Origin of the sequence: Pseudoalteromonas sp. Of11M-6 (assembly GCF_022347905.1) — a bacterium.
GTDB lineage: Bacteria > Pseudomonadota > Gammaproteobacteria > Enterobacterales > Alteromonadaceae > Pseudoalteromonas.
In genome coordinates this window covers 102,949-126,102 of the sequence record NZ_JAKRFW010000009.1, presented here as the reverse complement: position 1 = coordinate 126,102, position 23,154 = coordinate 102,949, and the positions used below count along the sequence as shown (strand labels likewise).

General features: G+C 43.9%; 23 protein-coding genes, 1 pseudogene and 1 riboswitch. Of the genes and pseudogenes, 12 read left to right on the top strand and 12 right to left on the bottom strand.

Annotated features, from left to right (window positions below):
• Positions 1-190: 190 nt before the first annotated feature.
• Positions 191-1,033 carry a 23S rRNA (adenine(2030)-N(6))-methyltransferase RlmJ gene (gene rlmJ / locus MHN32_RS06930; RefSeq protein WP_102057574.1) on the bottom strand — a complete coding sequence of 281 codons (843 nt, stop codon included), beginning with the start codon at positions 1,031-1,033 and terminating at the stop codon, positions 191-193.
• Positions 1,034-1,267: 234 nt separating this feature from the next.
• Between rlmJ and MHN32_RS06925 the strand changes: the two genes are divergently transcribed.
• The 7 genes from MHN32_RS06925 (at position 1,268) to MHN32_RS06895 (ending at position 6,452) form a co-directional block, all read left to right on the top strand.
• Positions 1,268-1,495, top strand: coding sequence for a hypothetical protein (locus MHN32_RS06925; RefSeq protein WP_010374211.1), 228 nt, complete (start codon positions 1,268-1,270; stop codon positions 1,493-1,495).
• Positions 1,495-1,779: a cell division protein ZapA gene (locus MHN32_RS06920; RefSeq protein WP_010607148.1), complete on the top strand. Its 285-nt coding sequence runs from the start codon at positions 1,495-1,497 to the stop codon at positions 1,777-1,779. Before MHN32_RS06925 ends, MHN32_RS06920 begins: the two co-directional genes overlap by 1 nt.
• Positions 1,779-2,759, top strand: coding sequence for a hypothetical protein (locus MHN32_RS06915; protein ID WP_237116646.1), 981 nt, complete (start codon positions 1,779-1,781; stop codon positions 2,757-2,759). Before MHN32_RS06920 ends, MHN32_RS06915 begins: the two co-directional genes overlap by 1 nt.
• Positions 2,760-2,924: 165 nt before the next feature.
• Positions 2,925-4,283 (top strand): LysM peptidoglycan-binding domain-containing protein, encoded by a 1,359-nt coding sequence (locus tag MHN32_RS06910; RefSeq protein WP_239421361.1) that lies wholly within the window; start codon positions 2,925-2,927, stop codon positions 4,281-4,283.
• Between the two features lie 101 nt (positions 4,284-4,384).
• Entirely contained in the window at positions 4,385-4,873 is a 489-nt protein-coding gene (locus MHN32_RS06905; RefSeq protein ID WP_010607145.1) for a peptidylprolyl isomerase, read from the top strand.
• A gap of 2 nt (positions 4,874-4,875) precedes the next feature.
• The gene (locus MHN32_RS06900; RefSeq protein ID WP_010374223.1) at positions 4,876-5,604 is read left to right on the top strand and encodes an SDR family NAD(P)-dependent oxidoreductase; all 729 of its coding nucleotides are present in this window, start codon (positions 4,876-4,878) and stop codon (positions 5,602-5,604) included.
• Between the two features lie 14 nt (positions 5,605-5,618).
• Positions 5,619-6,452, top strand: coding sequence for an amidohydrolase family protein (locus MHN32_RS06895; protein WP_239421335.1), 834 nt, complete (start codon positions 5,619-5,621; stop codon positions 6,450-6,452).
• Here the strand turns inward: MHN32_RS06895 and MHN32_RS06890 are convergent.
• The 5 genes from MHN32_RS06890 to MHN32_RS06870 form a co-directional block, all read right to left on the bottom strand.
• Positions 6,447-7,217 (bottom strand): YggN family protein, encoded by a 771-nt coding sequence (locus MHN32_RS06890; RefSeq protein WP_102057577.1) that lies wholly within the window; start codon positions 7,215-7,217, stop codon positions 6,447-6,449. The two genes, MHN32_RS06895 and MHN32_RS06890, sit on opposite strands and share 6 nt — an antisense overlap.
• Before the next feature lie 178 nt (positions 7,218-7,395).
• A complete protein-coding gene (locus tag MHN32_RS06885; protein WP_010607142.1) occupies positions 7,396-7,899 on the bottom strand; it encodes a DUF1566 domain-containing protein in 504 nt (167 codons plus the stop codon).
• A gap of 10 nt (positions 7,900-7,909) precedes the next feature.
• A complete protein-coding gene (locus tag MHN32_RS06880; protein WP_102057578.1) occupies positions 7,910-9,595 on the bottom strand; it encodes a DUF1566 domain-containing protein in 1,686 nt (561 codons plus the stop codon).
• A gap of 15 nt (positions 9,596-9,610) precedes the next feature.
• Positions 9,611-9,943, bottom strand: coding sequence for a hypothetical protein (locus tag MHN32_RS06875; RefSeq protein ID WP_102057579.1), 333 nt, complete (start codon positions 9,941-9,943; stop codon positions 9,611-9,613).
• 22 nt (positions 9,944-9,965) lie between these two features.
• Positions 9,966-10,670 (bottom strand): DUF2982 domain-containing protein, encoded by a 705-nt coding sequence (locus tag MHN32_RS06870; RefSeq protein WP_081489981.1) that lies wholly within the window; start codon positions 10,668-10,670, stop codon positions 9,966-9,968.
• Positions 10,671-10,898: 228 nt separating this feature from the next.
• On the opposite strand from MHN32_RS06870, the gene MHN32_RS06865 reads away from it, so the two are divergent.
• The 3 genes from MHN32_RS06865 to msrA are packed head-to-tail and all read left to right on the top strand — an operon-like array spanning position 10,899 to position 15,589.
• Positions 10,899-11,951 carry an efflux RND transporter periplasmic adaptor subunit gene (locus tag MHN32_RS06865; protein ID WP_010607138.1) on the top strand — a complete coding sequence of 351 codons (1,053 nt, stop codon included), beginning with the start codon at positions 10,899-10,901 and terminating at the stop codon, positions 11,949-11,951.
• A 6-nt stretch (positions 11,952-11,957) separates the two neighbouring features.
• Positions 11,958-15,056: an efflux RND transporter permease subunit gene (locus MHN32_RS06860; protein WP_010607137.1), complete on the top strand. Its 3,099-nt coding sequence runs from the start codon at positions 11,958-11,960 to the stop codon at positions 15,054-15,056.
• Positions 15,053-15,589, top strand: coding sequence for a peptide-methionine (S)-S-oxide reductase MsrA (msrA, locus tag MHN32_RS06855; RefSeq protein WP_239421358.1), 537 nt, complete (start codon positions 15,053-15,055; stop codon positions 15,587-15,589). Before MHN32_RS06860 ends, msrA begins: the two co-directional genes overlap by 4 nt.
• A gap of 41 nt (positions 15,590-15,630) precedes the next feature.
• Here msrA and MHN32_RS06850 read toward each other — a convergent pair whose 3' ends face one another.
• From MHN32_RS06850 to MHN32_RS06840, 3 genes are all read right to left on the bottom strand, one after another.
• Positions 15,631-16,608 carry a hypothetical protein gene (locus MHN32_RS06850; RefSeq protein WP_239421327.1) on the bottom strand — a complete coding sequence of 326 codons (978 nt, stop codon included), beginning with the start codon at positions 16,606-16,608 and terminating at the stop codon, positions 15,631-15,633.
• 160 nt (positions 16,609-16,768) lie between these two features.
• On the bottom strand, positions 16,769-18,631 hold the full coding sequence (locus MHN32_RS06845; protein ID WP_239421325.1) for a TonB-dependent receptor: 1,863 nt from the start codon (positions 18,629-18,631) through the stop codon (positions 16,769-16,771).
• Between the two features lie 34 nt (positions 18,632-18,665).
• Positions 18,666-18,912: riboswitch (cobalamin riboswitch) on the bottom strand.
• 89 nt (positions 18,913-19,001) lie between these two features.
• Positions 19,002-19,484: a YajQ family cyclic di-GMP-binding protein gene (locus MHN32_RS06840; RefSeq protein WP_102057584.1), complete on the bottom strand. Its 483-nt coding sequence runs from the start codon at positions 19,482-19,484 to the stop codon at positions 19,002-19,004.
• Positions 19,485-19,636: 152 nt separating this feature from the next.
• On the opposite strand from MHN32_RS06840, the gene MHN32_RS06835 reads away from it, so the two are divergent.
• Entirely contained in the window at positions 19,637-19,987 is a 351-nt protein-coding gene (locus tag MHN32_RS06835; protein ID WP_239421315.1) for a VanZ family protein, read from the top strand.
• Complete coding sequence (locus tag MHN32_RS06830) at positions 19,980-20,882, top strand: 2-dehydropantoate 2-reductase (protein WP_239421313.1); 903 nt, start codon at positions 19,980-19,982, stop codon at positions 20,880-20,882. The genes MHN32_RS06835 and MHN32_RS06830 overlap by 8 nt, the downstream gene beginning before the upstream one ends.
• 69 nt (positions 20,883-20,951) lie before the next feature.
• On the opposite strand, the pseudogene MHN32_RS06825 reads toward MHN32_RS06830, so the two are convergent.
• The 3 genes and pseudogenes from MHN32_RS06825 to thiI form a co-directional block, all read right to left on the bottom strand.
• Positions 20,952-21,235: pseudogene (locus MHN32_RS06825) on the bottom strand (type II toxin-antitoxin system RelE/ParE family toxin).
• On the bottom strand, positions 21,225-21,473 hold the full coding sequence (locus MHN32_RS06820; protein ID WP_010607130.1) for a type II toxin-antitoxin system Phd/YefM family antitoxin: 249 nt from the start codon (positions 21,471-21,473) through the stop codon (positions 21,225-21,227). The pseudogene MHN32_RS06825 and the gene MHN32_RS06820 overlap by 11 nt, the downstream one beginning before the upstream one ends.
• A 138-nt stretch (positions 21,474-21,611) precedes the next feature.
• The gene (gene thiI / locus MHN32_RS06815) at positions 21,612-23,069 is read right to left on the bottom strand and encodes a tRNA uracil 4-sulfurtransferase ThiI (RefSeq protein ID WP_010607129.1); all 1,458 of its coding nucleotides are present in this window, start codon (positions 23,067-23,069) and stop codon (positions 21,612-21,614) included.
• Positions 23,070-23,154: the final 85 nt, after the last annotated feature.

The window sequence follows — 23,154 nt, the reverse complement described above, 5'->3', positions numbered from 1 at the left end:
TAGCAGCCAGTTTTAGCGCTAACTGCGTTGAATTCACTTCCAATAGCCAGCTATTGGTGCGTAAATTCGCCTTGTTTTCCCTAAAACTCTCTGGCTAGAAAAGGAAATAACTAATCTGTTCTTTAGAAACAATGAGTTGGAACATTCCTTATCCAAACCTCAGGTTAGATAGCTTAGCAGTTTATTTTTACTATTCTTCTACTAATTGAATGCTGCGGTAAAACGCACCATCATCCTCAGCCAATAACGAAACCAGCTCAGGCAACACTTTATCCATGATTTTCTTTAAGGTCCAAGGCGGATTGATCACCATCATACCAGAAGCCGTCATGCCTCGTTCTTGTGTATCTGCGCGGGTGGCAAGTTCAAACACTTGAATATTACGCACTCCAGATTCAATCAGACTCGACTCCATTGCATCAATGCGTTCACGGTCAACAACGGGATACCAGATCATATAGACGCCGGAATCAAACTTTTTGTGCGCTTTTATGATGCTTTTGACCGCAACATCATAATCGGATTTGATCTCATAAGGAGGATCCATTAGCACGCAGGCTCTGCGTGAAGCTGGAGGCACCAATCCTAATAGCCCTTTAAAACCGTCACTCCCAGTGACGCGCAGTGACTTTTTATGTGCCGTATTTTGCTTTAACAGCTCAAGATCTTTTGGATGTAGCTCAAAAAACCAACCGTTATCCTGACGACGTAAGAAGTGCTCCGCTACCTTAGGAGAACCGGGATAATGGCTTAATTTATCGCCTTCGTTAAATGATTTGATTAATGCAACATAATCGCTAATTGCCGACACGGATCCAGAATAATCCCACAGCTTAGCGATGCCTTGCAGATACTCCTGAGTTTTTTGTGCATCACTACTCGCTAGCTCAAAAAAACCAGCGCCAGAGTGCGTATCCACGTAATCGTACGGCTTATCTTTTTTAGCCATGTATGACAAAGCTTCTGCCAATACTAAATGTTTGATCACATCGGCAGGGTTTCCTGCATGAAAAGAATGTCGGTAACTGAGCATAACCCCGCCTTGATAAAAATAATAACAACACAGGTGAAATAAACCTGAGCTAAATTTGAGCAATGATTCATCAATTTTTAACTTTAGACTGAATCACTTCTGAACAAAATATTCCAATATCGGCATTATCTCTTAAAAGTTGAGAAAAATCAGCAGAAAGTCGCGTAAACACTAGCATCCTTAGCCGCTTTGTTTTACATTTGCATGACAAATCACAGTCATATGAGCGCATTTATGAATAACCAAGATCTCCAAAAACTCGACCAGTTGATTGACCAACTTTTGAGCCAAAATAACCAGTTAAAATCGGAAGTTTCGGCACTGAAGGAACAAAATCAAAAACTCATCGATGAAAATGAAACCCTACAGCTTGAAATGCTAGAAAGCGAAGAAAAGCAAAAAGAATTTAGTTCATCTTTATCTGGCCTACTTGATAAGTTGCAAACTCAACAGGCTAGCTAATGTCTGAGCAGAATAACCAAGTAACAGTGACGTTACTTGGCAAGTCACATCAATTTGCATGTGCGCCAGATCAAGAAGAAGCGCTGCATAACGCCGTAGCGCTTTTAGACCGACGTGTAGAAGAAATGCGTAAACGCTCAACCGTTCGCAATGATCACAATGCGTTACTACTCGCAGCCTTACACCTTTGTCATGATTTACAAGCATTGGAAGCAAAGCAACAGCAAGACGCAGAGTTCGTTTCCACGCTCATCGACAAGTTAGTGCTGCCTGCAGGCGAATAATGCCGACATACTGGAGCAACCCTATCTTATGTAGCATCTCTCTAGTTTGGGGTCTCATTCTATTGGCGGCGAGTTTTCAAAGTACTGCCGCCAATGCTAATCAGTTCCATAAAGTCAATGACGCGGTTTATTTTATCAAAGGAAAAGATAGCGCTTTACAGCCCAATCAAGCTTTAGTTATCGGCAAACAGTGTGCACTGTTGGCATCCATACATGGCGATCTTGTCACCACAGAGGCCTTGATCCACGAATTAGAAAAGCGCCTCACCGTTCCGCTTTGTTACGTAATCTCTTTGCATGCCGATATCAAACAAGACACCAGCATAGTGCTACTCAAGCATGCTTATCCAAATTTACAATGGCTAAGCCCAACGGCAACATCAGCCAACGCATTGACGACTGCCTTTCACGCACAGCTTGAGCTTTTTAACCAAAGCGTCATGCTTAGTGAAAATCGTATCGCGTCTCTAGAACCAAGTGAACGAACGAAGTGGCAAGCCAAACTTGCACTGGCAAAAAGTAGGATTGCAACGTGGTCCAAGCTCGCCACACAAGCGCCATCAAGTAAAGCCATTGATAACGCGCCTAAAACCGTGGAGCTAGGAGGTGTAGTGGTTGAGCTTACTCAAGTCACGGGCTTTAGCGGTCATGACATCAGTGTTTATCTGCCAAAATATCAAGGCTTGATAGCAGGTTATAGCGTGGATCAGATCCCACTTGCGCATTTACCGCATACTACACAGTGGCAGCAAACTATTGCTCGCTTTAATCGCTATGCACTTGATTGGATATTACCTGCAACAGGAAAACCCTATCGTCCTGAAATGCTGAGCACTCCAGCACAATTTTTGGCTTTATTAGCGTTACAAGATAGTCAACAAGTGGTTGAAAAGATAAGCATTCTATATCCAAATAAACACATGCAGCAACGCGCGTTATTACAGTGGCAACACTTTCAGCAGCAAAGAAATTTTGAATAAAACTTAACCTCTCGGTATAGTTAAAGGATGAACAGAGTATTAATACAGCTAAGCGGGTTAATATTATTAACCATGCTCTCTGGGTGTAAAAGCAGTAGCAGTCCACAGGTGAGTAGGCAAGCCATTTTGTCAGCTCTCACACAAGTGCCCGTAGAAAAGCCAGTCATGCCTCCAGCTATAGTTGAGGTAAAACCACTCAAAGCCACTACCGTTAAAGCCCCCCTCAGAGACGATGATTTATGGCAACACATACGCCAAAAGCTCAGTTTTAATACTGCATCTCACCCAAGGCTTGATAAGCGCATAAAATGGTATTTATCACAGCCTAATTATCTCAATGTGGTAAATAAGCGCGCCGCTCCCTATTTTTATCACGTAGTAAAAAAGGTAGAACGCAAAGGCCTTCCTATTGAAATCGCATTACTTCCTTTTGTCGAAAGTGACTTTAGACCAAAGGCCAAATCGCAACAAAATGCTGTTGGAGTTTGGCAGTTAGTGGATGCCACTGCCTACCATTTCGGCATCAAGAAAGACGAATGGTATGACGGTCGACAGGATGTGTTAGCATCGACTGACGCCGCGCTTGATTATTTGCTGTATTTGCATGAACGCTTTGATGGCGACTGGCTACACGCGCTTGCGGCCTACAACACAGGTGAAGGGCGTGTCAAAAAAGCCATCGCAAAGAATAAAAAAGCAGGAAAGTCGACCCACTTTTGGCACTTAACATTACCAAAAGAAACCGCAGACTACGTGCCCAAACTCTTAGCGCTCAGCCACTTACTAAAAACCTCACCCAAGGGTTTTAAGATACCAAGTTTGCCCAACAAGGCCACTACGTCGATACTTGATATTGGACAGCAATTTGACGTCAATCAACTGGCAAAACTCAGTGGTATCAAAAAGCGTCAACTATACGCACTCAATCAAGGGATCTTAAAACATAGAAGCTCTCCAAACGGTCCACACAAAGTGTTATTGCCATTATCCGAGCAAGCATTATTGGAAAGTGCATTTTTCAGGGAAAACTTCAGCCAAGGCTACACTGTCAAAGCTAACGACACACTCTACCGCATCGCATTAAATGCGGGGATGAGTGTTAGTGCACTAAAAACGCTGAACAATAAGCGCTCTGATTTGATCCGAGTTGGCGAAAAGCTATTAGTTTCCGAGAGTAATGAGCAGTTAGACTTACTCATCGACTATGACGTAAGCCCTTATATTAAAGAAATAAAAGCCAAGCCCATACCTCAAGTGGAACATCACCACACCATAAAACAAGGCGAGTCATTGTGGACTATCAGCCGTCACTACAAGGTCGCGGTAAAAGATTTATTAAATTGGAATTCACTCACGGCGCAGAGTCTATTAAAACCTGGCAAAGTGTTAATGGTGTTTTTACCAGCTCCTGCTGCACCAAAAAGCAATAAGACTCAACCAGCTAGCTCCTCAATCTCTAGCATTGAAGCGCTCCAATCAATACTGCGCCATGGCAAGCCAAAGCAAAGTGAGAGCCCAAATTAAAGGGATAGACTTGCGTCCAAGAAGCGCACTCACGTAAACTACACGCTTTACAGGTGGATGCTAAATGGCGTCACCGAACACTATTTATTTAAGGTTTACTTATGCAAATTGCAAAGAACACAGTGGTAGAGTTTCACTACACACTTCACGAAGGTGACAGCCAAATCGAATCAAGCAAAGAAGGCGAGCCACTAAACTACCTGCACGGTACTGAAGGCATGCTACCAGGTCTTGAAAGTGAACTTGAAGGTAAAACCGGTGGTGATAGCTTTACGGTAACCTTAACGCCAGAGCAAGCTTATGGCGAATATCAAGAAGGTCTAGTGCAGCGCATTCCTATTAAGCACCTTCAAGGTCTTGGTGACAGCAAAGTTTGGAAGCCAGGCATGACTGCTATTGTCGATTCAAACCAAGGTCGTCATCAGGTTAAGGTAGTAAAAGTAGGACGCTTTAATGCGGATTGCGACTTAAACCACCCATTCGCAGGCAAAACATTAACGTTTGATGTTGAGATCCTTTCTGTACGCGAAGCAACTGCAGAAGAAATTTCACACGGTCACGTACACGCTGCTGGCGGCTGCGGACACTAATGATGAACCAAGTTGCCATCGTTACCGGTGGCAGCTTTGGCATTGGCGCCGCCATTGTCAACAAGCTGCTATCGCAACAATACACCGTTTATAACCTCGATATTCAGCCCAGTGAACAAGGGATTTTTCGCCATTGTGACGTCAGTAAAGTCGCCGATGTAAAAGCAACAATTGCAGATATAGTCGCAGAAACAGGGAAAATAGATGCGCTTGTTTCAAACGCGGGGAAACATCTGAGTGCTACAATCGAAGATACCGATGAAGCCACATTTGACGCCCTTTTTGCATTGAATGTGAAAGGCGCTTACGCTGCCATTCAAGCCGTATTACCAAGCATGAAGTCACAAGGTAGCGGTAGCATCGTATTGATGTCTTCGGATCAGGCGGTTATTGGTAAACCTAACTCCTTCGCTTATAACCTGTCTAAATGTGCACTTGCTTCGATGGCGAAAACCACAGCATTGGATTACGCCAAATTTAACATTCGCGCGAATGCAGTCTGCCCTGGCACAATTGAAACTCCGTTATTCCATCATGCCATTGATAGTTACTGCGCGCGCAGCGGCGCTGATAAAGCAGAAATCGTTGCAGAAGAAGCCCAGTTGCAGCCATTGGGTCGATTAGGGCAACCGCAAGAGGTTGCAGCGCTGGTTGCTTTCTTGCTAAGTGAGGATGCGAGCTTTATCACAGGTAGCCTACAAAGCATTGATGGCGGTTATACTGCACAGTAAAAAAGGAATGCGTGATGAGTCTGAGAGTTATTGATAGCCACCTACACTTTTTCGATTTAGCGTTAGGACAATATTCTTGGCTCAAACACAACCCGCCCGCTTGGCCTAATCTGGAAAAAATAAGGCAGAATCATACCCTTACTAGTCTTCCCCAACATGCACAGTTTACACTCGAAGCCTTGGTGCATGTGGAAGCCGGTTTTGATAATCACAATCCCATCAACGAATTACATTGGTTAAATCAGGAACTATGCAGCTTTCCTTTTAAAGCCGTCGGTTACGCCCCTATTAACGCAACGCCTGAGCAATTTAGTGCAGCCATAGCACAGTTAGCACATCCTCATCTCGTGGCGATAAGAGACATCACCGAAGGCAGTGACAGCCAACGTTTATCCGCGCCTTTCGTGCTCAAAAATCTCACCAGTCTTGCCGAGCACAGACTACATTTTGAGGCGCAATTAGAATTTAAACAAAGCGAAAAAGTCGACCTTTTATTACAACTTGCAGAACAAAAAGCTGACCTTAAAATCGTATTTAACCATGCAGGGTTTATTGACGCTAACAGCCCTTGTACAGATATATTAAGGCGCATTGGAGCGCTTAACAATGTCATGATCAAGTGCTCTGGCCACGAAATGTTAGCAAACCCACTCCCACTCTCTGAGTGGCTTACTCACTTAATCACACATGCGGGAGAAGAGAGCCTAATGCTAGGTTCGAATTATCCGGTTTCTCTTATGCAAAAAAGCTATTGGCAAATATGGCAGGATTATTTAGACGTGATAGGCATATCGTCAACTTGGCATAAACTCAGCCGAGACAATGCCAAAAGTTGCTATGGATTATGAGCGGATCTGGACGAGATCGTAAGCAACTAGCTCAGGTACTATGCGCTGTAGTTTTTCTTCCGTTTGATCTAAGGTGTTTAAGCACTCGCAATATTCTGCCGCTTTTTCTTCTAATTGATGGGCCTTTTTCTGCAGCGATTTATCTATCTCTTTCGAAATAATCTCCATGCGTTGCCCCATATCGTTGATGCGATCTTCGATATTCCCTTCGCGAGATTTAAATGCATCCCCCAAAGAGACTAAAATAGAGCCCAACGAACCATGAACAGCAGAGTGAATTTTTTGGCTGATCTCTTTAGTAAAAAAATCATCAATTTTAGAAAGTGACTGTGGTGCGATAAAAAAGAAATCATCTCCACGCTTAAACTTATCCATCAGCGCACGTTCAACGTATTGCAACTGCGTTTTGAGCACTTCGGGCTCTTTGTCGGACATCCCCTCAACCACCTGCTCAATCGCACTCAATCCGAGGTTGACGCCATCGGTTGCCAGATTTACCAGCTCAGGAACGGTATCCCGTATTCCTAAAGAGTACTCGCGCACAACTCTCTCCCCTTCCGGATCTAACTCAATCCAGCGACCTAGAATAAAGAGCTGACTATCATTGTTGATTTGGATTCGAGTCTGACCATCATCAACGATACGAATTTCGTTGTCGGTGATGATAAGACCATGCCCAAGTTCAACATCGCACTTATTTTTTGCATGTACGGAAGACGCCAATACGGCACAAGACAAGGCTATCGCGCTGAGTAATCGATTCATATGGCCTCCTGTGTGCAGAACGTAAGACGGGAAAGGGGTGCTTCAGGAGAGTACCAAAAGATCAAACAATCCCAAAGCCATTTTAGACGGATGAAAGTAACAAGCTATGTCTTACTGGCAATATTAGAGATCCATACCCGTCAGCATTAAAGGCAGTAGCAATACTACTAACTAAGGGCTATTGATAGTATCTCACTAACCTGACAAAGGCATCCGCAGTTTTAATGGTTGGATTATTTTTACCATCAGCAAACTGATACACCCAAGCAAACTGAGGTTGACTAGTCTGGGTCGTCGCAGACCAGTAATTATTACTTTTGGTCGTTGGAAATACCGTTATGTTTATCGCTGGAGTCACACACTCGTGATACACAATACTGGCAAGCTCTTTAACGTTAGGTACTTGCCAGTCTGTAAACCCTGCAAATTGGTCTTCGTTGGCAACCACCAATGCCTGCTGCCAAGTAAGTTGCTGAGCATTGTCTTCACAGCTTTGAGAAGTCGCGTTGTAACTTTGCCCAAAGTTGCAGCGCTGCCACATTAATCCCGTTTGGCTATCCAGCACTGTACCGTTGCTATTTATCGTATAACGGCTGGTATTGGAGCCAGTACCAACGCAAGTTTGCGCTTGGCAAACAGCCGTGAATGACAAAGTAAATAGTATAGTTGTAATAATTTTCATACCACGCTCCCTAAGGATTCCTAACCAACCTAACAAATGCGCTGCTAGACTTTTCTACTGCAAAATCATTGCCCGTATCCATGTCGATAACATAAGCCCTTCTCAGCGTGCCACCGGTACCATCTAAACTCGACTGCAAGGTCCAGTAATAGCGATGACCAAGTGTTGTTGTGCTAGGTAAGTTAGGGAAAAGCGCTTCATCTATCACCGCAGTACCTGCACTGCCGTAATCTAGTAGTCCAAGTAGTTCCATATAAGTTGGTAAACGCCAATTGTTACCACCACAGTAACTTTGCTCTCCAACGGCAGGGTTATTTACTTCATCAATCAAAGCTTGAATACCACAGTGACTATCCTGCGGGCAGGTTGTATTTGCTGCGGCCTGCACACTCCCCTCGGCAATCGCTCCATCTACCTCAACATACCAGGTATAACTATTTTGTGCGTTGCGAGAAGAAGTGTTTGGTAATGTACCCGAACTCGCTTCTTTTACTTCCCAAATAAGTCCCGTGACGTTATCACGAACGCAAGCAAAGTCGGTAGCGTCATCAGGCAGTTCATCCGCAAAGCGATTTAGTTTGGTAAAGTCAAAACCTGCTCGACCACTGCCTTCTTTCGCCACCTGAGTGGCAAAATTATCACGCCCACGCTGTGCATCTTGAGCCGTAAACTGCGTCATACTACAGGTGATCACATCCGTATTGTTAAAACACGCGGTTTGGCCACTGTCGTTTAGTTTACCTAATGGCTTTTTCTCTATATCAATGCGCACGGTGTCGGTAGCTGAACGGTTTTGTGAGTCAGTAACGGTCAGCTCAAATTCCACTTGCGACAAAATATTTTGATCTGGTGCGTTAAAAGTTGTTGAACACCCGGTAACAGAACTTAATGCTACCTGAGTGCCAGACGTCACTTGCCGCCATACACACTGTTTCTGACCAGATACCGTATCACTGTTTGAACCATCAAGCGTGACCTCATCAAACTCTTGCACTTGCTGGTCGCTCCCAGCATCCGCCACTACTACATCCGAATTCTCAAGTAGCCCGAGGGTAAACTGGGTACTGGCTTGTCCGCCTTCATCATCGGTAACCGTCAACTGCCAGATTGACGCCTGAGAGGTAGCCAATAATGGGTGGACAAAAGATAAAGTAGCTGTATTCAAACCAATTGGCTGTATTGTTGTGGGACCACTCACTTGTTGCCATTGATAAGCAACCACTTGGCCATTTTCGTCTGGATCGGAGGAGCCTGCGCCACTGAGGACAATAGTATCTTTATATTTGGCTGGTAGTGTTTCCGGTGCAGTTTGGCTGATACTTGGTATAGGTAATTGGTTGTTAGATTTGATAGCAACCGTCACTTGGTCGCTTGCAAGACTGCCATCAGGCGCAACATAGTCAACCTGAATAAGTAAATTGACATCGGCTTTGATATCCGGTGCAACAAAAGCGGCTTGTTGCTCCGTAATTGGAAATTCACTGACGTTTGCACCAGAGATAACCTGCCAGTTAAAGGTGCCGCCAGCAGGTGATGCTTGAGCATTCAAGGTGACTTCTGTTTTTTCGGTCACTTGGATATCAGCACCCGCATTAACCGACGCACTGACTTGACTCGGTTCATCACTCCCAGAGCCTCCACCACAACCTGTTAATATTAGCGCAAGTACAACCCAACTTCCCTTGAATGCATTCATATTCTTCCTTATGAACTATAGATAACTTTCTTGATGTATCCGCACAAACAACTTAGTGCCAACTTTACTATAATCTACTTTGTATTCTCGACCATCTAAAGCCTGAATAAACAACAACCGTTTCACTTCACCAAACACATCAATACTCGAAACGTGGACGACTTCTAAATAACGCTCTTTAGCCTCTCTTCGATTTCTCGGCAGCTCTTCCTTAAAAGGCACCAAGCCGTTTGCAGTCACCTTGATTTTTGGGTGTGCTTCACCATTTACAATCACAAGATCTAACTTCTTCTCTTTGTGAATAATGGTATTACGCCCACTTTTAATATAGGCCGTTTCTAAGCTCATATTGGTGTATCCTGTTACATCTTCAGTAGGTGGTTTGTTCTTCTAACAATGCTTTTACCACCTCTTTAGGGTTAAGTTTCCAGCGGTTTAACATGACTGAAAATTGCCAAATATCCCTGTCTAAGGCAGTCGCGGGGATCAATAAATCATATCCCGTCACTGTCTTTAAATTATCCATCCGGTTTGCAAACATTGCCATTAAACCAGTATATTCTTTTCCCGCCTTGGAGCGAAAAACGGTTTCTTCTATCAACCATTCAGATGGGCAGTTGCCATTTTCGCAATGCATTTTAACAGCTTGTAAAAAAATATGCCGCTGCTCGATCAATAATTTACCCGCAAGTCGAGGTGTTAAATTTAATAAAAACGCATCAATATCATTAAGTTTAATACCAACTGCATTTAACTCAAGTGTTTCAACACCTTGTTGAACTTTGGGAATGCCGCTGGAGTGGAAGTTTACAATGGATAGCGGCCAAGCTCCATATTTATGCACATACCTAAACTCTTGTTCTGTAAAGTATAAACTAAAATATGGTTGCTGACTTTTGAGAAAGCCAACAAAAATAGCCACTAACATGGCGCTGGCAAGAAATATTTCTACAATAGTAATAGCAGTACCACGCAAATTGACAAAAAGCATGATAACAATCAAACCAATTGCGCCAACCAGCATAAATTCAACGCCATTGCGATCAGCGGTTGCACGTAGTTTTGCTTCAAGCATGGGTATACCAGGCATAAAAGATATACATGATGATCGCCCATGCGACTAATTTACGTATTGTGATGCATCGTTTACATGAATGGCTGCGTTTCATAATATTTAATTTAGGTACAAACACTTAAATTGAATTACATTTTCGTTTAATGCACAAATTTACAGGATATGCCGTCGACTTTGTTAGCCTTTAATTTTGTAAACTAGAGACAAATTATAATCTGGGTCACTTTTATGCGTCATCAATCAGGAAAAGCACTGTTTCCTTTTATCATTGTAGTGCTAGTCGTCATCAGCGGCTATTTATATTTACCAGCCTCGGAAGGCAAAATGAGTGGCAACTCAGCACCCGTAACCTCCGTTCAAGCTCATACCGTAACTAAAGAGGAGCGTATTATTGCTGTTCACTCTATTGGTTCCGCCAGAGCAAATCAAGCAATCAACGTGAGTAGCGCCCAAAGCGACTATGTGGCAGCCCTCTTTTTCGATGACGGAGACGTAGTAAAAAAAGGTGACAAGCTAGTCCAGTTGCGTGATGCCGAAGAGAAGCTCGATATCGAAGCGCTGAAAGTGACGCTAAAGGAAGAAATTAGACAACTAAACCGCCTTAAAGACCTCGCAAAAACCCAATCGGCGGCTCGCTCTCAATTAGAAGCACAATCAGCAAAGGTTGACACCTTAACGGCACAATTGGAAGCCACCAAAACAAAACTCGCCGAGATGACCATTTATGCGCCATTCGATGGATTATTGGGTACTCGAAATATCTCTATCGGTAGCTTCGTAAACAACAATACTGTGATCACCACACTCGATGACATTAGCATCATCAAAGTGGATTTTCAGGTACCAGAAAAATACCTAGCGCAACTACAGCTTGGTATGCAAGTGAATGCACAAAGTGAAGCTTACCCAGAGCAACTATTTACCGGTAAGGTCTCCCATATTGACCCGCGTATTAATGAACAAACGCGCTCGGTACGAGTGACAGCAAGTTTCACCAATCTAGACCATAAACTCCGCCCAGGTATGCTACTACACATGGGATTGGAACTGGCTCGATTACAAGCCCTTGTGGTGCCAGAAAAAAGCATCATACCAAGACAAGATAAGCATTTTGTATTTGTCATTGACGACCAAGGTAAAGCGCAACAACGTGAAGTGCACCTGCAAACTCGCTTTAGCGGCTGGGTAGCTATCGATGAGGGGCTTACAGAGGGACAACAGGTGATCACGGAAGGCACCCTGAAGATCCGCTCAGGCTCAAAAGTTGAAATAAAGGGGTAAGGCGACGTGAGAATCACTGATACGGCGGTAAAGCGCCCGATCTTCGCGATCGTTATTAACTTACTGCTGCTGACCTTTGGCTTAGTGGCATTTACTATGCTACCGCTGCGCGAATATCCTGATATTGAAACCCCAATAGTCAGTGTAAGCACTAACTACACAGGCGCATCAGCGGAAGTAGTAGAAACCAAGATCACCCAAGTATTAGAAAACCGGATTTCGGGGATCGAAGGGATCAAAAGCATAAATTCCAGTAGCCGCAATGGTAGTTCCAATATCACTATCGAATTTAATATCGATCGCGACATCGACGCTGCTGCAAATGATGTGCGTGAGCGCGTTTCTCGAGCGCTGGATAGGTTGCCAGAGCAAGTTAGGCCGCCTGAAGTATCGAAATCAAACAGCGACGAAAGCCCTATCGCTTGGTTTGTACTCAACAGCGAAACCATGGATACCTTGCAGCTTTCAGACTACGCCCAGCGCTTTATCGTTGACCGTCTGGCGGTTGTTGATGGCGTATCGAATGTACGTATTGGCGGTGAACGTCAATACGCCATGAAGATTTGGCTAGACCGAAAGGCGATGGCCGCTCGTGGAGTCACAAGCAGTGATATTGAACAAGTGCTACGCAGAGAAAACGTAGAATTACCCGCTGGCGAAATAGAATCCGTAGACCGTGATTTCTCTGTTCGTATTGCCAGAAGCTATAAGACTCAAGAAGACTTTGACAACCTAGTGATTAAGCGTGGCGAACAAGGCTATTTGGTGCGACTTGGTGAAGTCGCGCAGGTGGTACTTGAAGCCGCTGACGACGAAAGTACCTTCCGTGGTAATGGTAAAAATATGATTGGCCTTGGCGTTGTAAAGCAAGCCAAAGCCAATACGCTAGAAGTGGTCGACAACGCCCGTAAAGAGCTTGAAAAAATAAAACGCAACCTGCCTCAAGGCACCACCATAGAAGACAGCTACGATTCTTCTATTTTTATTCGTGAGTCCATTGCTGAAGTATACAGCACACTTGCGATTGCCATGGCGTTGGTGGTACTCGTTATCTACATCTTCCTTGGCAATATCCGCGCTACGCTGATCCCTGCTGTTACCGTGCCGGTAGCCTTAGTTGCAACCTTTATGTTCTTGCTGGCCATGGGGTATTCTATCAACTTGCTGACGCTTCTTGCACTTGTGCTTGCCATCGGCCTTGTGGTCGATGACGCCATTGTGATGCTGGAAAATATCTATCGCCGTATCGAGCTTGGCGAACCCAAGTTACTGGCGGCATACCGTGGCGCACGTGAAGTAGGCTTTGCCATCATTGCCACAACCCTGGTTTTGGTTGCCGTATTTATTCCTTTGGTCTTTATGGATGGTCGTATTGGTGCCCTATTTACCGAGTTTGCCTTTGCAGTAAGTGCTGCGGTGCTGTTCTCCAGTATTACCGCGTTGACCTTGTCTCCAGCCCTTTGCTCCAAAGTATTAAAACCTAGTAATAAAGAAAACCGCTTTAGTCAGTGGATGGACCGTCAATTTACTCGACTAGAACAAGGGTATCGCCGTGTTTTACAAGACAACTTATCGCGCAAATACAGCCTGATCGTGATGTTGGCACTAGCGGGTTTTACCAGCTACAGCCTGTTTAAACAGATCCCGTCTGAACTGACACCAAAAGAAGACCGCGGTACTTTCTTCGTTATGATGAATGGTCCTGAAGGGGCAAGCTACGAAAACAACTCGCAAAATATGGCAAAAATTGAAGAGCGCCTACTTCCTTATGTAGACTCAGAGGAACTTAGCCGCGTGCTTATTCGGGTACCTGGTTGGGGTGGTCAAGGCGGTGTTGCTATTATCGGCATGCCAGACTGGGATGAGCGAAAACGCTCTACTTGGGAAGTCATGGATGAGATCAGCGGTAAAATGCAAGATGTTACAGATATTCGCGCCTTTGCTATTATGCGCCGTGGTATTGGCGGCGGCGGTAACTCACGCCCCATTGAGTTTGTACTACAAGGCAACGACTATGACGAATTGGCCGCATGGCGTGATCGCATCCTAGAACGCGCACGAGAAAATAAAGGACTGGTTCGCCTCGATCACGATTACAAAGAAACCTTCCCACAGTTTTTGATAAGCATTGATAAAACCAAAGCCGCAGATTTAGGCGTGTCGGTAAGTGCCATCGGCCAAACGCTAGAAACCATGCTGGGACAACGTCGTGTTACCACCTTTATTGACCGCGGTGAAGAATACGATGTGATCTTAAAAGGCACCAAAGCCGACTTCTCTGCCCCAGATAATATTTCTGATATTTATGTGAAATCTCGTAGCGATGAGCTCGTGCCGTTAGACAGTTTGATCACCATAAAAGAAGAAGCCACAGCTTCTCGATTAAACCGCTACAACCGTATGCGCGCAATCACTATCACGGCAAACCTCGCTGGCGACTATACACTGGAGCAAGCGCTCGACTTTTTAAATAAAGTTGCCGCCGAAGAGAATGATATCGACGGTGCCATCGACTACAAAGGCGAGTCACAGCTGTTTTATGAAGGTGCATCAGCGATGACCTATGTATTTATTCTGGCGCTCACCGTTACTTTCTTAGTATTAGCCGCACAGTTTGAAAGCTTTGTCCATCCACTGGTTATCATGCTCACCGTACCGCTGGGCTTAGTCGGTGCGATGTATGGATTATTTATCACCGACAGCACGCTAAACATTTATAGCCAAATTGGTATTGTCATGTTGATTGGCCTTAGCGCCAAAAACGGTATCTTAATCGTGGAATTTGCTAACCAATTGCGTGACAAAGGCATTGCCTTCGAACAAGCCATTGTTGATGCTGCTGCGCAGCGATTAAGACCTATTATTATGACCTCGCTAACAACCGTGATGAGCTCTATCCCGCTTGTGTTTGCAACAGGCCCTGGGTTCGAAAGCCGCATGGTGATCGGTGTCGTGATTTTTGCCGGTGTCAGTGTTGCCACCATTTTAACCTTGTTTGTTATCCCAACCGCCTATACTTTACTAGCTAAGCAGACGCAATCTCCAGAAGAGACGACAAAACGTCTTGAGGAGCAGTCGAAACAACATCCTGAGCAGGAGGTATAATGGCAACTTTACAAACCGCAACTTTTGGTGGTGGTTGTTTTTGGTGTATTGATGCGGCATTTCGCCGCGTCAATGGTGTTGAGTCAGTGCAGTCAGGTTACGCAGGTGGCCACACAGATAATCCCACCTATCAAATGATATGTCGGGGAGACAGTGGTCATGCTGAGGTAGTCCAACTGCAATTTGATGCCGATATTGTCAACTTTGATACTTTGCTTAATATGTTTTTTACCCTGCATGACCCAACGCAGTTGAATCGCCAAGGCAATGACATTGGTACTCAGTACCGCAGTGTAGTGTTTTATCATGACCAGCAGCAACAGCAGCAAACTCAAGATTGTATTGCGCAGCTTCAAAATCAGTTGAGTGAAAAAATAGTGACTGAGGTTAGCCCAGCGCCTGAATTTTATCCTGCTGAGCACTATCACCAAGATTATCACACTGAAAACCCAAATCAAGGCTATTGCAGTGTGATGATTGCCCCTAAAATTGCAAAATTTGAAAGCTATTTTGCGGCAAATTTAAAGCACTAAACTTGTGTGCCGAACGCAATAGATTGCGTTCGGCTTACGCCTTACGGCAACATAGGTATAGCAAATACATAAAAACTAGTGCGGCCATCTTTAATCCGCAAATGCCCACGCGTTACTTCCATTTCTAAATTCGCAGTATCACCAGGTCTTAAGGTATCTAAGCCTTTAAGCGGAACAACACCTGAATTGATTAACTGGGCATTGTGTTTAATGACCTGCGGAATATCTTCGCTCATATCCACACCTAAGAATTCAAACACATCAATCACAACACGGCTAAATTCTGTATAAAGCTTGTCAAAAATCCCCGGAGTCAAGGTATCTATCAAATCGAGGATCCACGGCAGCTCTACTTTTGTCGTCACCACAGGCTTAAAGCTAGAAATTAAAGGATCTAACTCAAGCTGCTGGGTACGTACATCATACTTACCTTTGATGGTGACATTTTCGTTGTTAATATAGACATGGATATAAATATTCATCCCAAGCTGCTTCTTACGGAACTTAGCGTAAGACTTCAAATCGAAACCATCGATCAACACCGGTACTTTATTTTGCGCATCAACTCTACCTGCGATTTTCATATGCATAGTGCCGTAGAGGCTAGTCGTGTGGCTCACTTTATTTGAACTAGATTGTGCGGCAATATTGTTGACGATATCGGTCGTCAACTCTTTGTAGTTATGTTCCACATTCGAAAATTGCTGATGAATAATATCTGAAACCTGCGTATACATTTCCTGTGGACCTTGGCTAGATGTTGTCCTGCCAGTAGACCAACACTCGCCACCGGTATAAATCACAGGCACAGATATAGGCGTTAGGTGATCGTTGCCGGGGTGACGATAGTACATCATGCTGCGGATCCGACTACAGGTTTGCGATGGCGCGTTAAACCAAGCGAAATCGCCCGTCATTGATTGTGTTGAAAATTGAGGTTCAAGCTGGTTTTCAGGTAGCGAAGCTTGCGCTGATGTGACAATCCCAAGCGTGAGTAACCCAAATAATAGTGACTTCATGTTCTTTTCCTTAAGGTAGTAATAATACAAATCAAATCTATTATCAACTACACGTAAGGCAGAACACCTGTTACAAATGTAATGCAACTAAATGATAAATAAGAAAAGTGATCCATTACTCACGATGGATCACTCTGGGTATTGAAAAGCTTTCAACGTATTAGAAGCTGTAGCTCACACCAACGTAGGCTTGTCTACCTAGTGGCTTATAGCCCAGTAAAGAGCCATCTTTTGCTTCGCCCGCTGTGGCATTGAAATAACGCTTATCGGTTAAGTTTTCAATACGGCCATTTAACTTGAATCCGTCGAAAAACGTATAGTTAGCAGCTAAGTTAAACAGCGTATATGACGGTAAAGTCACTGTATATGCACCTTCAGCTCCCCATACTTTATCGTCGCGATTACCTCTATGGACTAAGGTCAGTGTTGCGTCGACATTTTCCCACTCTTTACTGACTGAATAAGTTAAGGTACGTCTCGCTCTGCGCTGTAATTGCTTATCGGTATCAGCGTCTTTAGCACTCACATAGCTCGCATTTACTGTATGCTCGATACCAAAGTTGTCTTCAATTTCAACAGAAAGATCAGCACCTTCAAAGTCAGCGCGCTGAACATTGTAAGGGACATATTTCCATTTATCATTTTGCTGATTAACGATTTTATCGGTAATACGGTTATCGTATACCGCAGCTTCCACACGGAAGTTCTCGCCGCTCCATGTAACAATAATTTCGTTATTAGTAGCTTCTTCTGGCTTAATATTTGGGTTAGGTAAATAGTAAGGACTATCAATCACAAACGCCTGTGATAAAGAAGGTGCTCTAAAGGCAGTACCATGATTCAACTTAACACTTAGGCCATCCATGAGTTGCTTGCCTACAGCAACCGTGTAGGTGTTTGCACGACCATGAAAATCATAATCATCCGTTCTCAGTACAACCTCTGCCAGCCAATTTTCATCGTTGTAAAACCCACCGAGTGCTAAAGATAAATTATCACGCTCAGGCTCTGAAAAAGAGGCGGTAGAATCACCAACATCTTCATTTAGAAAGGTAAAGTTACCAGTGAAGATCAAAGCTTCAGTTAAACTATATTGCGACTGATATTCAAATTGACTGCGTTTGGTGACATAAGCGTTATCGTCAGCACTATTACCGATTTGAACATTTTGTTCCTTACCTAAGCTGTATGACGCACTTTGGCTAAACTTATCAGTACGTCTTTTCCACGCCAACTTATTGGTGTAGTTATGGAAACGGTAAGCATCACTACCAAAAGAGTCATACTCCCCCTCACCCTCACTGTACTGTGAACGTAAGCTAAAAATGCCACTTTCTTCATCACCATACTGCACATTTAAACCGGCATTACCGTTATAATATCCATCACGGTCATGGTTTTTTGTGATTGCAGCTTCAGGGTCTTTCTCAATCACATCATAGCCATCGGTATGAGTGTAACCCGCATTAGCTGCAATACTAAACTTGTCTTTTTTGTAATTTACCGTCGCTTCGGTCTTGGAGTAATTGTTACTCCCAGTCGTAAACGCGATAGTATTGTTATTCCCTTCGCGACTAATAATGTTAATCACGCCAGCAATGGCATCTGAACCATAAATCGCAGCTTTGGCACCACGAATGATCTCAATTCTTTCGATGCTATTAAGTGGTAAATTAGTGAGCGAATTGTCACCGGAGTTTGCATCCGTCACTCGAACCCCATCGATTAACACTAGCGTATGCTTAGCGTCATTACCGCGTAGGAATAAACTCACGCTTTGGCCAAAGCCACCGTTTCTAACAGCTTGAATACCAGCGACATTATCGAGTAGCGATACGACATCTTGAACATTGCTTTTTTCAATTTCAGCGCGACCTATAACCGTAATGGCAGACAATGCGCTTTCTAGAGATTGTTCAAATTTATTAGCAGTAACAGTGATATGTTCAACATTTTGATCCGCAAATGCTGAAAAAGAGAGCGCCGTCGCTATCGCCGCGCTTAGAGCAGTTTTATTTAACATGGTTTCCCCTAACTTGTACCCACCGTACAAGAACACAAAGTGACTGTTTCAAGGCCGGTCTCCGGGCTCAGTAAATCTGCAGATTAGCAGTTCACTCTACCGTTGCGGGGGCAGCGCTGGCATAGAACCGATCCAAGCTAATCATGTGTAATAAACTGTCTTACTCAATTTATTATTGATTCACGCAATTAGATGTTCCCTTGTGTTCGCACCAGTTTCCCGATTATCTATACACTTAGCAACCACACTAGGTTGTGTACAGCACCTTGAAAATGCGAGGCTATTGTCTTGGGTTTCGGAATGATTGTCAATGGACGTCTAGAAATCCAAAAGTGCAATCTATGCACTTTTGGAATGAAGTAAAGCGTAATTAGTCGCGGAAGTTTTTGAATTGAAATGGTTGGCCAAGCTCACCGGTACGAACCAATTGCATCGTTTCTTGCAAATCGTCACGCTTTTTACCCGTTACACGCACCGTATCGCCTTGAATTGATGCTTGAACTTTAACTTTTGAGTCTTTAATAAGCTTAACCAGTTTTTTCGCCATCTCTTTGTCGATGCCTTGTTTTAACGCCACCTTGCGCGATACGTATTTGCCTGAGCGTTCAATGTCTTTTAGCTCGAAGCTTGCCACATCAAGGCCACGCTTTGCCGCTTTACCCACTAACATATCAAACAACTGCATAACTTGCTGTTCTGCTTCCGCTTTAAGGTTGATCATTTCACCGTTAAGCTCGATTGATGCATCTACGCCACGAAAATCAAACCGCGTATCAAGCTCGCGAACCGCGTTGTCTACGGTATTTTTTGCTTCTGTCATATCAATTTCAGATACAATATCAAATGAAGGCATGCTTCTCTCCTAAAGTCATTTTGGCTCGATTATAGCAGTTTATGCCTAATTTGAGTTACTTTAAGTTTTTAAACAGCGTATTAGGATGTTCACCCAATGGACAGTTTTCGATGGTATACTGCTCGCTTAGTCATACAGAAGTAGGATGTATTGTGACACGGCGCGTTTATAAAGCTCTTTTGATTATCTCTTTAATTATATGTACGGTGCTATTCGCAAAGGAAATTAGCTTGTCTCCAAAGCTGTTCCCAAATATCGATAAAGTGGCACATTTTGGTGTATTTTTTGTGCTTGCGTTTATCTCTCACCATGCTTTTAAAGTAAAGGTATGGACACACATAGTGCTACTGTCCTTGTACGGTGCAGGAATTGAGTGGATGCAGCATTCATTACCGTACCGCCAAGCATCTACCGCTGATTTTTTAGCTGATTTAGCCGGTGCGGTCAGTTATTTTGTTCTATTTTATATTTGGACAAGTTGGCGCAACAGAAAACATGGCTAACATACATATTTTAGGTGAAGGGGCGATAGGATTACTGCTCGCCCAGCACCTTAGTCAATCTCATCAAATTACGCTGATCACTCGAAATAAACGCGCGGCGACTTATCGCTATCAAACAGCAAGTATTCAACAAACCATCCCATGCAGCACCAAAACACTTGCAGAACTCCCTGCCAACAGTATAGATACGCTAATCATTCCCGTTAAAGCATATCAGGTCATCGAAGCACTCCGAGCGCTTCGCCCTGCACTTTCAAAAAATGGCACGCTAATCCTTAGTCATAATGGCATGGTAGATTGGTCTGGTGAGTTAGCAGCGCTTGAAAAAACACAATCCGCCTACTTCTTAAGCACATCCATTGCTGGCTATAAAGTCGCAGACACTGTGCACCATACAGGACAAGGTGCAACTTGGTTTGGGCCGTTAAATGCACCAGCAGAATGCCACTACCAGCGCGTATTCTCGCAACTGTTTAGCACATTTGACAATGCTCAAACCACGTTTGACATCATGCCAACACTTTGGAAAAAGCTGGCGGTTAATATTGCCATTAACCCGTTAAGTGCATTGGAACAAGTCGCAAATGGTCAGCTAAGACAGCCCAAATACGCGGCCCAAATCCTTAATTTAATGAATGAAGTACAACTTGTGGCCACAAGTACAGGCGTGAACTTAGCGCTTAGCGAGCTAGTCACGCTTGCTTACACCGTAATGGCGCAAACTGCAAACAATCGCTCTTCAATGAATCAGGATATCACGAATAACAGACGCACAGAAATTGACGCCATGTGCGGGTATATTTGTGAGCTAGCAGCGAAGCAAAATATCGATGTGCCGTTTAATCAACAGTTACTTGAGGAAGTGAATAAGCGCTGGCAGCTAGCGCGACAATAGACTTAACTTCTCGGCGGGTAAACCGCCCCCCACAAAACTATTTACACAGCGATTCCTTTAGAAACTCAATCATCTTTTATTCATAGCCTTATGATAAACATCACTACGTTCACGCTTTCCCACTGCTAGCACAGTTACAACGATAATGTCGCCTTCAACTTTGTAGACTAGGCGGTAACCTGATTGGCGTAGTTTTATTTTGTACATGTTGTCAGCACCAGATAGCTTCGACGCTGGCACATGGGGATCCTTGAGGCGTTCAATTAACTTTTTCTTGAACTGTGATTACAGGGTAGAGCCTAGTTTACTCCATTCTTTGAGTGCACTCTTTTTAAATCGAGTTTATAAATCATTAATATTTATTGAGATACTTTCTTCAGATTCACGCTCTTTAGCAATAGCGAGTAGCTCAAGGTCCTCGAGTCTGTCCATCATTATCTCGTATGCTTCTGCAGGCACACAATAAAAAGCAGGTTCATTTCGATTAAGCACAGCGACAGGTTCTCCGTCAGCACTTGTTGCAACTTTCATAGGGTTTGCTTTTAGTTCAGTAATGCTCGCAGCAACATCTGCTAATATTCTAGTGGTCATAAAATCAGTCTCTTAACTGGTCTTTATATCGACTATATTAGTCGTATAAATAAGCAATAACAAGCGCCCTCTTGCCTCCCCACAAGACGTACGTTGGGTAAATCCTAAAGTCTCACCCAACGCTTGTTAACACGCTTTTTAAGGACGGTACACCTTGACGTTTGCATAGCCATTTTCATGCAGAATAAGTGCTTGTAACTGGCTCATTACGCCTTTCGAACAGTACAAGTAGTATGCTTTGTCCTGTGGTAAGTCGCCAAACTTAGTGGCTAATCTAAAGAAAGGTAAGTGGATCACTTGTGCACCATCTAGCTCTAGAGGGTTTGCATCTTCCTCTTCTGGAGAACGAATATCCAGTACCACCGCGTTGTCCGGTAATTCACTTACCGATTCCGCTTCTTTCACCTCTTCTTTTGCTTCAGCTTCAATGTCGCGAATATCTTTTACCGTCGCGTTAGCTACAACCGTATTCAATACATCAAAGTCAAACTTTTCTTCTTCAGCTAATATCTTGTGAAGCTGTGCTTTTACCGTTGGTTTTTGAGAGATCACACCACAATATTCAGGCATTGCTTCTGCCATTTCATTGGTGCCAATCGCTCTGGCAATACGAATGATCTCTTCTTTATCGTGTTGAATAAGCGGTCGTAATATCAGCATCTCTGTGACACGGTCAATCACGTTAAGGTTAGCCAAGGTTTGGCTCGATACCTGACCAATACTTTCACCAGTTACCAGCGCAGGGATCCCTAAACGCTCTGCAACCACAGCACCTGCACGCATCATCATGCGCTTTAGTACCACGCCCATTTGTCCGCTTTCGATATTTTCAAGAATTTCTGCAACAACCGGCTCAAAGTCAATCGTAATAAATTTAACTTTGTGGGTAGAGCTAAATTGTTTCCACAAATAGTGGCTCACTTGCTTAACGCCAATTTCGTGGGCTGCGCCACCTAAGTTAAAGAACAAAAAGTGCGTTCGCGCGCCTTTTCGCATCATTTGATAAGTCGCAACACCCGAGTCGAATCCGCCAGAAACCAAAGACAGCACGTCTTCTTGCGTTGGTAGTGGGAAGCCACCTAGACCAAAGTGCTGGTGACGAACGATGTAGGCTTTATTGTCTTTGACTTCGATTTTAACCGTCACATCAGGTTTTTTCAGCCTTACGCTGGCACCCTCTACATTTTGGTTTAAACCGCCACCAACATAACGCTCCACGTCGCTTGAAGTAAACTCATGCTTACCTTGGCGCTTTACACGCACGCAAAACGTTTTGCCCTTGATCAATGGCTCAACCAAAGCAATCGTTTGTTGGTAGATATCATCAAGCGTGTCGAACTGTGTTTCTTGCACCTCAATAAACTGCACAATACCTGGCGTGCGTTTAAGGTGGTCAATTAGACCAAGACGGGTTTTCTCGTCACTTAGCTCGCTCGTCACTGAGATATTGTCCCAGTTATTTTTAACTTTTACGTTTTCGTCAACGCGAACCAACAGCATTTTGATGTTTTTCTCTAATACTTTGGTAAAACGCTTACGGACGGATTTGCTCTTAATAGCAATTTCGGGATGTAATTTGACGATAAATTTAAGCATAAAAGTCACTCTACTACAGATCGATTATCGGTTGCGATGACGCACTGATTTGACCTAAGCGGACTTTATCGTGGCGCACACTGAC